General features: G+C 48.6%; 8 protein-coding genes and 1 tRNA gene. 6 read left to right on the top strand and 3 right to left on the bottom strand.

The genetic code is table 11. From position 1 onward, the window contains the following. Together J4G07_20030 and serS are read left to right on the top strand one after the other, a co-directional pair. Positions 1-75: transfer RNA gene (locus J4G07_20030), tRNA-Asp, on the top strand. A gap of 108 nt (positions 76-183) precedes the next feature. Beyond that, on the top strand, positions 184-1,473 hold the full coding sequence (gene serS / locus J4G07_20025) for a serine--tRNA ligase (protein MCE2416280.1): 1,290 nt from the start codon (positions 184-186) through the stop codon (positions 1,471-1,473). A 37-nt stretch (positions 1,474-1,510) separates the two neighbouring features. On the opposite strand, the gene bioB is transcribed toward serS, so the two are convergent. Then, positions 1,511-2,614 carry a biotin synthase BioB gene (gene bioB / locus J4G07_20020; GenBank protein ID MCE2416279.1) on the bottom strand — a complete coding sequence of 368 codons (1,104 nt, stop codon included), beginning with the start codon at positions 2,612-2,614 and terminating at the stop codon, positions 1,511-1,513. Positions 2,615-2,860: 246 nt separating this feature from the next. Next, entirely contained in the window at positions 2,861-3,679 is an 819-nt protein-coding gene (locus J4G07_20015) for a dihydroorotate dehydrogenase electron transfer subunit (GenBank protein MCE2416278.1), read from the bottom strand. A gap of 244 nt (positions 3,680-3,923) precedes the next feature. Here J4G07_20015 and J4G07_20010 point away from each other — a divergent pair, with 244 nt between their 5' ends. Both J4G07_20010 and J4G07_20005 read left to right on the top strand, forming a co-directional pair. After that, positions 3,924-4,868, top strand: a complete 945-nt coding sequence (locus tag J4G07_20010) for a metallophosphoesterase family protein (GenBank protein MCE2416277.1) — start codon at positions 3,924-3,926, stop codon at positions 4,866-4,868. 64 nt (positions 4,869-4,932) lie between these two features. Further along, entirely contained in the window at positions 4,933-5,277 is a 345-nt protein-coding gene (locus J4G07_20005; GenBank protein MCE2416276.1) for an STAS domain-containing protein, read from the top strand. A 62-nt stretch (positions 5,278-5,339) separates the two neighbouring features. On the opposite strand, the gene J4G07_20000 is transcribed toward J4G07_20005, so the two are convergent. Further along, positions 5,340-7,232 (bottom strand): hypothetical protein, encoded by a 1,893-nt coding sequence (locus J4G07_20000; protein MCE2416275.1) that lies wholly within the window; start codon positions 7,230-7,232, stop codon positions 5,340-5,342. Positions 7,233-7,373: 141 nt separating this feature from the next. Between J4G07_20000 and waaF the strand changes: the two genes are divergently transcribed. Continuing rightward, positions 7,374-8,426, top strand: a complete 1,053-nt coding sequence (gene waaF, locus J4G07_19995; GenBank protein ID MCE2416274.1) for a lipopolysaccharide heptosyltransferase II — start codon at positions 7,374-7,376, stop codon at positions 8,424-8,426. Beyond that, on the top strand, positions 8,423-9,655 hold the full coding sequence (locus tag J4G07_19990) for a glycosyltransferase family 1 protein (GenBank protein ID MCE2416273.1): 1,233 nt from the start codon (positions 8,423-8,425) through the stop codon (positions 9,653-9,655). Before waaF ends, J4G07_19990 begins: the two co-directional genes overlap by 4 nt. Positions 9,656-9,805: the final 150 nt, after the last annotated feature.

Raw genomic sequence — 9,805 nt, 5'->3', positions numbered from 1 at the left:
GGCTCGTGGCGCAGTTTGGTTTAGCGCGCCTGCCTGTCACGCAGGAGGTCGCGGGTTCAAGTCCCGTCGGGCCCGTTTTGATTATACTGAATTAGCCACAGGTTGTGTTCTACAATGCTGTGGCTTTTTTGTTACAGACTCGACAGCACAATACAAATCTAAATCCAGAGGAGCGGCACCGCCGTGATTGATCTTAAGCTTATTCGTGAAAATACTGAGGATGTCCGCCAGATGTTGGCAGATCGCCATACAGAAGCTGACTTGGACAGGTTAGTAGCGTTGGATACACGCTGGCGCGAGAATTTAACACATACACAATCCCTCAAAGCGCACCAGAACCAAGTCTCACAACAAATTGCTGAGCGTAAAAAGGCAAAACAGGATGCCACAGAAACTATCGCCGAGATGCGGGAACTCTCTCAAAAAGTCAAGGAGCTCACCGCTGAAGCCAACGCCACTAAAACTGAAATTGATGCCATCCTACTGACAATCCCGAATATGCCAGAGGCGAGCACACCCGTCGGCACCAGCGAAGATGATAACATCGAAATCAAGACATGGGGTGAATTGCCCGGTTTCGATTTTGAGTTGAAGCCGCACTGGGAAATCGCCGAACAGTTGAATATTGTCGATTTTCAACGCGGGGCTAAGGTCGCTGGGAGCAATTTTGTGCTTTTTAAAGGTTTGGGGGCGCGGTTGGAGCGTGCGTTGATCCAGTTTATGCTTGATTTGCACACGACCCAGCACGGCTACACCGAAATCTCTCCACCATTTCTCGCCAACCGTCCGACAATGACAGGGACAGGGCAACTTCCTAAATTCGAGGCAGATATGTACCGATGTGATAGGGATGAGGAAAATCCCGACAGCGATCTGTTTCTCATTCCAACGGCTGAAGTTCCTGTGACAAACCTCTTCGCGGGTGAAATCCTCTCTGCCGAAGATTTGCCTATCTACTATACTGCCTATACGCCGTGTTTTCGGCGTGAAGCGGGGGCTTACGGTAAAGACACGCGCGGTTTGCAACGCATTCATCAATTCGATAAAGTGGAGATGGTAAAGTTCACTACGCCTGAAACTTCCTACGCGGAACATGAATCGCTATTGGCGAATGCTGAAAGCGTTTTGCAGGCACTCGGTTTACCTTACCGTGTTGTGCAGCATTGCACAGTGGAGCTCGGTTTCGCCGCGGCGAAATGCTACGATATTGAGGTTTGGGCACCCGCACGGCAGCGGTTTTTAGAGGTTTCCTCCTGTAGCAACTTTGAGGGCTTTCAGGCACGTCGCGCCAATATCCGTTATCGTCCGGAAGCGGGTGCGAAACCGGAGTTCATTCACACACTGAATGCATCCGGCACTGCATTGCCACGCGTTGTCATTGCACTCCTTGAAACGTATCAGAATCCTGACGGAACGGTGCGTGTCCCTGCGGCACTACAACCGTATATGGGCGGTCTAAAGCAAATTGGTTAAGATGGGGGAAATTCTGGTCTGACGTAAGACTGCCCGATTAAGCATCGGATTCCATGCGCGGACGAAGGACTTTCAACTCCTTGAGAAGGACATCTCTTTTTTCTGTTTCTCTCCGCTTGGGTTCTTCCGTATCATCACCGTTTGTCTTTACCGTAAACCCGGCATCTCTGATCATTCGGAGTGTGCGAGATGCTGCCGAACCTTCCGCATTCAGGTAGCCATCAATAAACATCGAATTTGCTGGATAGAGTGCCATTACCTCCATACTTCGGAGATGGTGTTCCCTGCCAGCTGCAACCCGTATCTCAGCCCTCGGATTCAGGAATCGGTAGAGACATAACACGCGTAGACAATAATCCGGGGTTAAAGTAGTAGGCGCACTCCGCTGTGCCGTAACAGATTCCGACAATTGCGTGCCAGATATTGGGAGGAAAAAGTTTACCGGGAGTGAGGCTACCTCAAGTTGACGAAGTTCTTTCGCCACCTTCACTAAGTCATACGTTCCTTCACCCATCCCAACAATCACACCTGAACAACAAGCAAGACCAACTGTTTGCGCGGCTTGTAATGTATCCATTCTGTCTTGGTAGCTATGCGTGCTGCATATCTTTGGGTAATGGGCTTCGGAAGTGTTCAGGTTATGGTTCAATCTGTCCAATCCGGCTTCTTTCAAGATACCCGCGGATTCTACATCAATCAATCCGGCAGAGAGACATACTTCGATCGGATAGCGCGCTTTGACAGTGCGGATGAGCTTCGCAAGGTGCGCAACTCGTTTTGGTGAAGGGCCGCGTCCACTCATTACGATACAGTAGCGATACGCACCGGATTCGTGCGCGCGTTCGGCTTCTGCCAGAACCTCAGCATCAGGTTTTAGAGGGTAGGCTTCAATGTCTGTCGTTGCGGAACTCGCCTGCGCGCAATAGTGACAATCCTCTGGACAATAGCCGTTCTGGGCGTTGTTAAGGATATGCAGATGCACCTCATTCTGGAAGTAGGTTTTGCGAACCTGATACGCTGCGTCCAGAAGCGGAAGTAATTCTATTTCCGATGCAGTTAGAAGTTGTTCACAAGTCGCATCGGAAAGGAGTTCGCCGCTGAGGCTAATGGTTGTTAATTTTTGGTAAAATGTTGTTTCCATTTTTTTTTACAATTGGGTTTCTGCGCCGATTTTTTCGCCCCTTCCCAGTAATGGGATCGACTTTCAAACTACAGAGGTCGGCTTTTGTTTGTAGTAGGGCAATTCATTACCCGTCGTTGATTTGGTAAAATACGAGGAATCCACCTGTTACGGTAAACCCACGGAGCGAACTACTGTCTCTATGTTACGGCACACGGAATGTGTCTACTACTTTTAATAGAACTCAGTTTTACGCCTTGTGTCTACCTAAGAAATATCCCAAGCGATATCGGTTGCGTTGAAGACGGGACCTTCGGTACAAACACGTTGGTATTCAATCCGATTTGGAGCTATTCGGACGGGACAAACACAGCCGAGACACACCCCCATCGCACATCCCATTCGGTTTTCCATAGCAATTTGGGCAGGCACCTTAAAGTCAGCGGCAATTTTTGTAACAGCAGCGAGCATCCCATGAGGTCCGCATGCATAGACCGTCGGACGGTGCCATTTGGTTTCACTCAGCAAATTCGTGAGGATCTCGGTTACATATCCGTGATGTCCGATACTCCCATCGTCTGTAGCGATATGCACTGCGATGCCGATAGATTCCAAATCCGTTACACTCAAGAGTCGGGAGCGATGTTGCGCGCCAACTAATCCAAGCGTTTGTATATCTTTTTCACGCAAAGCAACAGCGAGTAACATGAGCGAAGCAATACCGGCACCTCCACCGACGAGTATCGCCGGTTCAGGATTTGTCGTAAGGTTAAATGTATTACCGAGCGGTCCCAAAACTTGTAGGGCGGTGCCCGTCGGCATCTCTGACAATTGTTTCGTCCCCTCGCCGATGATCTGATAGAGCATCGTTATCTCGTGCCCTTCCACCGTATAGATCGTGAAAGGACGCCGGAGCAACATTCCCGTATCTTGCGAAATCATGACGTGGATGAACTGCCCTGGACGCGCGTGCTGCGCGATCTCAGAACACTCACAGCGCAACAAGTAATGCGCTTCCGCTACCGCTTCGTTAGAGAGTATAGTCGTCCGAGTGTCGTAGGCGTTCAATGAACAGTTACGTAGCATAGCATATATGTTACCACGTCAAGATGGATATAGCAAGGTTATTATCGTAGGATCGTTCAGTTTGCTTAATCAGTAAACGAAGATATCGGCAATTTTCTCACTATCTTTTCAAGGGGATATGTCTCTATAATAGGGAGTGCGATATTCTATTCATAATCCCAAACGAAATGATTCTCGCATAAAGAATTCGTTTGTAATTTTTGGGAATTGTGTTATCATTACGTGCAAAGGAGAACAGTAGATAGTGAAAAAGATATTAAAGTTCGGCAACGATCGGCGTTTCAAAATCGTGCAATTTACTGATATTCATTGGCAAAACGGTGAAGAACCCGATCAGCAATCGGCGTACCTGATGGTACAAATCGCAAAAGCTGAATCTCCGGATTTAATTGTACTGACAGGCGATATTTTATCGGGCGGGGGATGCAACGATGCCGCCGATTCCCTCCGAGAAATTGTTAAAATTGTAGAAGGATGTGGTGCTCCGTGGACGGCGGTTTTCGGCAATCACGATGACGAAGGAAATGCCGATCGCAACGCGTTGATGGCAGTTATGCAAGAGGGGGCGTTATCTCTCGCGGAGCCAGGACCGACAGAAATACCTGGGGTCGGAAATTACGTTTTACCCATCCAAAGTTCTCAGGAGAATGTATCCGCAGCACTCCTCTATTTTATCGATTCCGGCAGTTACTCGCAAACAAATATTGATGGCTACGATTGGATTAAACGTGAGCAAATTCTCTGGTATCTGCAAGAATCGGCAAAGTTTACCGCTAAAGCGGGACACCCACTTCCAGCACTCGCCTTTTTCCACATTCCGATTCCCGAATACGACGAAGTATGGGACTTTCATACCTGCTACGGGGTAAAATACGAGAACGTTTGCGCCCCTCGGCTTAATACCGGTTTCTTCGCTGCGATGCACGAAGCCGGTGATGTCATGGGAACGTTTGTCGGACACGAACATGTTAACGATTTCTGGGGAGATTTACACGGAATTCGCTTGTGTTATGGACGCGCTTCTGGCTACAATACTTACGGTAGAGATGGGTTTCCGCGCGGCGCACGCGTCATAGCGTTACAGGAAGGCGAGCGTCAATTTGAGACGTGGCTTCATTTGGATGACGGAACAATTGTCCAGAAGCAACCAGAACATACGCCGCTGCAGCGAACTTTTACTGAAGATTAACGGACTGCACTGCAACCAATAATCGGGTTTAATGAATTCAGGATTGATCTTACAGGAGGAAATTGTGAGGGCAAATTCTCAAATCTCAATTCGGCACGACGGAAAGATCGCAATATTTGACATTACAGGCTATCTCACTGATGCTTCCGAATCTATGTTGAGTGAGGCTTACGCCAACGTTGAAGTTCAGGACGCTGAAAAGGTTTTACTTAATTTTGAACGGCGGAGTTTCATCACAAGTAGTGGGTTCGGTGAGATCATCAGACTGCTTTGGAAGATGCGAGAGAAAGGCCAATCTCTACGAGTTGCGCATCCGTCTACACAAGTCCGAAATATCTTCAATACTATTGGACTGACACAGAGTATAGGCGTCTTTGAATCCGAGGCAGACGCATTAGAGGACTTCTGATATGTTGTGGGTCCTTTGAGAACATCCGATGAAGCACACAGATTATGTTCGGATGCACTACCTCATGGGAAAAGCGTGTACATGTTCATATTCAAGACGACACCAATTAAACTCCAGAGGCTCCCCGCGAGAAACTGACCGAATACGAAACCCAAAAATAGCGGCAATGCTTTGCGATACGCGCGTACCCCGCCACCTGTGAAAAGTAACTGCTTGAAGAGCCATCCCAAAAATATTGAGAACCACATCCAACCAATAGCCCAACCGTTACCGACAGCATATCCTACAGGATAAAGGGGCCACCACAAAAATTGACGTTTCAGAAACGTTAACACACCGGTGAACAGGAAGCCAAATACTATATGCTGGATAGCGGGTAAATTTGGTGCCCGCGGCGCGATAATCCAACTTTGCAAGCGGTTAAATTCACCAACCCCCCACTGTGCAAACCGGTATTCATAATAGAGTGCCACATGCCCAACAATCGAAATGATTGTCCCCACAATTGATGCCACAATCAAAGCAACAACCAACCGATTCTCGCTCAAACGGAAATGTCTGCCGATTTTGAACGCCTCTAACTGATGCGGCATCGGATGGCATCGGTAACCATACGCAAGCCATGAGAGTAGGGTCGTGTTGGTTAGATTCTGCGCACCCAGCGGTCGACTTCCAGCAAATAGCAACATAATCCTGTCGGGATGCACATTGTGCAGTTCATGTGTCGGGGGGCCGAGTTCGGCGCGCATGCGCGTCATCCCAAGACATAACACCAAATAGATACCGAAATAACCGAGTACCACCCACGGCGACAATCCTGCGAAATACCAGAAAACCAACACAAACGCCATGCCAATTATCAATCCAAAAACAGCAAGGCGGTATAAACCGTCTTTGGATCTAAAGGAAAACACACCACCAAGGACCTGAAGAATCTGTCGTCGACTTGTAATCACGGCGAGTGTCCCAATGCCAAGCCATGCCCCTGCGCGTTGCTCCGTTTGTAAACCGATGGCGGTTGTCCACCCTGTCGCGCTGAAAAAGACGCGTTGCACACCCCAAAACAGATAGAAAAACCAAAATGACAGCGACAATTCCAGCGGCATGAGATACCCAAAACCTATCGCAAATGGATAAACGTAGACAGGCAAACGTCCGACTGCGTTCCACGGACGTTCAGAAAAGTAGAGCTGATACTTGATTTTCAGGGAAGGTATCACAGGAAACAGGTAGTTCAATCCTGCCAGAATCTCCAGACCAAATGCGATGCCAAAACCGAGCCAAAACAATTTATTGCGAAAGAGTGTAGACGTATTACCGAGTAATTCGATGGGAAGTGTCGTCAACGGATAACTCAACTTCTCGTGGTCAATCCACTGTCTTCTGATGATAATATTGACACACAGCATCATGAATAGGATAACAATCACCAATCCACTCCATGCCACAATGGGCCACATCCACGCATTTAGGTAGTGTTCCTGCCAAAACGTATCATCACCCTCGAAGTAGCCTTGTAGAATCTGTCTATCGGTGATTGTTAGCCATGTGGGCATGAACCGGAAGAAGAGGTCTGACCATTCATTTTCGGGGGTTGCAAACCATCCTGCATTGGCAATCATCGGCACTAACTGCCGAACAATATCGTGTCCAGCGAGCGCAGTAGCCACGGATACCATCGTATACGTCAGGGCAAGTTCGCGCGCTGTAGGTGTGAAACCTCTGAAAATCTTTTTGAGAAATGGAGTGATGAGCGCGAGGAAAAAAAAAGTGAAGAGCACCGTCGGAAAGATAGAAAAATCGGTCAGTTCCCATACCACCCGGTTTTCTGCAGAGATGATCCAATAACAGGTAAGGACAATAAGGATCGAACCGAAGACGAGTGTTCCGAAAATGAAACGGAGGACTGAGGATTTCTGGTTATCTGCAGTTGTGCGCGACGCTCTGTGATGCATAGTTATAATATACCATATCCATCGGTGTTGATACAACGAACGATGTGTGTGCGCACCATGTTTACGGCTTTGAGATTTGCCATTTCCCGTGCTTCGTGTTATAATAAACAGCACGTTAACTTCGCACGCAAGGGAAAAGTTATGTTACCCGAGGGGGACACGCTTCCTAACATCAATAAGATACTCGTTATCCGCGTTGACGGGATCGGGGATTTGTTGAACTCGACCCCGGCGATCTCGTTGTTGCGAGAGAACTATCCGTCCGCGGAAATCACAGTATTAGCGCGACCCCTTAATGCACCTGTGCTAATCGGCAATCCCGATGTGGACAGAATTCTCGTTTTTGATCGGGATGGAAAACATCGAGGGTTTTTAGCACAATTCCAATTCTACAGCGAGTTGCGTCGGGAGCGATATCAACTCGTCGTTGCCATGCAAACAGCAATGTGGTCCCATCTCATTGCTTTTCTCTCTGGCGCACCATACCGTTTAGGACGTTATCAGAAACGCTTCAAGTCCACCCTCACACACGCGTGGCGCGGTAAATATCCAAAAGGTGAAACCCACGAAGTTGACAGAAACTTAGAACTCGTCCAATTCATCTGTAATGGAGAAGGTCAGCGAAAACTTATATTCCATTTGTCGCCTGATGAGATCGCTGCCGCGAAGGCGCGGCTTACGTGCTTGGGTATCGGTGGTGAGCCATTTCTCATCGGCATCCATCCTGGCGGCAGTTCGTTTGATAAACGCTGGCCCGAAAAGCGGTATGCTGAACTCGCAGATAGAGTGGCACACCACTACAATGCTGCGATACTCCTTCTGCGGGGTCCCGGAGAAGAGGCATTAACGGATAATATTCAGCAAGCGATGCACTCCCCTGCTATTACGCACGCACCAGAAACAATTCGCGAATTAGGAGCATTGCTATCCTGTTGCGACTTGGTCGTCTGCAACGACTCGGGTCCGATGCATCTCGCCGCAGCATTGGGTGTGCCGACGGTCGCAATCTTCGGTCCGACGGATCATGTGGCGTGGCATCCGTTGAGTGAAAACGCTTCTATCGTGCGGCGGGATATGCCGTGCTGGCCCTGTAGCGCGCACAAGTGCAAAATTGGATGGGAATGCACGAAAAAACTTCCCGTTGAACTGGTTTGGGATGCAACGCAAACAACTGTAGGAGCAAAAGAAGAATGAAGATCGTCGTCGTGGGATGGGGCACAACGGGGGATGTCTACCCTGTCTTGGCACTATCGAAACGTTTGCTTGAAAGAGGACACCAGGTGTGTGTCTGCGCCCTGCCCCTTTATAGAGACAAGATTCTTGAGATTGGTGGGGAGTTCTATGAGATAGGTGTGTCTTTTGATTTGCCAGAATTTCATGCAGCGATGGACGCAATTATCCCCAAGCGCGACCCGCTTGCCATGCTACGGTTTATCGTAGAAGAGGGGATCGTAAGGCATGGTGAAAAGTGGTATAACGACTGCTTCACTGCAATAGAAGGAGCAGATTTAGTTATTTGCCACTCAATAGACATCCCCGCCCAAGAAGCTGCGATCCGAAACGGGACTCCGTGGCTTACTGTGACGTATTGCCCAAGTGTCATAAAATGCCTTGATTTTGCCCCTCATCCGTTTCCGAATTGGGGACGCACCTTTAACGCTATTGTATGGAAATTGGCAGAACTCCGCCTTTCAGCAAGTGTGGATACGCTTTTTAATCAATTTATTGCATCCGTTGGCGGAAAACCGAGGCATTCAGTGGTTTTAGATGAGATGTATTCACCCTACTTGAATCTCATTGCGGCATCTCCTGTTATCTGTCCTCCTGCTGATTTTCCATCGAATCACAGAATCACAGGTGTATGGCACCTTGCGTCGCCATCCTATATTCCCCCGACTGAACTTGTCAATTTTATAGCAGAGGGTCCACCACCTGTTATTATTTCGTTCGGCTCCATGGGAGGCTCGAATGGACGTGAGACAACAGAAATCTTGATTGACGCTGTCAGAAAAATAAACCAACGTGCGATTATACAAGCCGGATGGGGGCAACTTGGCATGGAAGAGGCCCTACCGGATATCTTCTGCACGGAGTATGTGCCACACCAGTGGCTGTTTCCGAAGGGTTGCTGCGTTGTGCACCACGGTGGCGCTGGAACAACGGCATCCGTGTGTCGTGCCAAAGTGCCGTCTGTTGTTGTTGCACACCACGCAGATCAACCGTATTGGGGGAAACGCCTATCGGACTTAGGCGTGGCACCGCGGCACCTGCATCGCCGCAGCCTTACCGCTGAACGCTTGGCGAAACGGATCCAGCAAGCTCTGGAAACCCCCAAGATGACTACGCGTGCTCAGGTTTTAGGAGAACAGATAGAAGCAGAAGACGGCTTGACAACAGCCGTTGATCTGATTGAATCTTTTTAATTGTCTGAATCAGGATTTGCAAGATTTTAGGATTCACAGGATTGAGGAGTGCCTTTGATCGACAGCCAATGGTTCGGAATTATCGAAATAATTCTTTTATCTTCATCCAACGGCGATCTTTGTAATGAACAAAATCCTTGTCTTTAGTTT

The sequence above is a fragment of the Candidatus Poribacteria bacterium genome, assembly GCA_021295715.1.
Taxonomy (GTDB): Bacteria; Poribacteria; WGA-4E; order WGA-4E; family WGA-3G; genus WGA-3G.
This window is presented reverse-complemented; position numbering and strand designations above follow the sequence as displayed.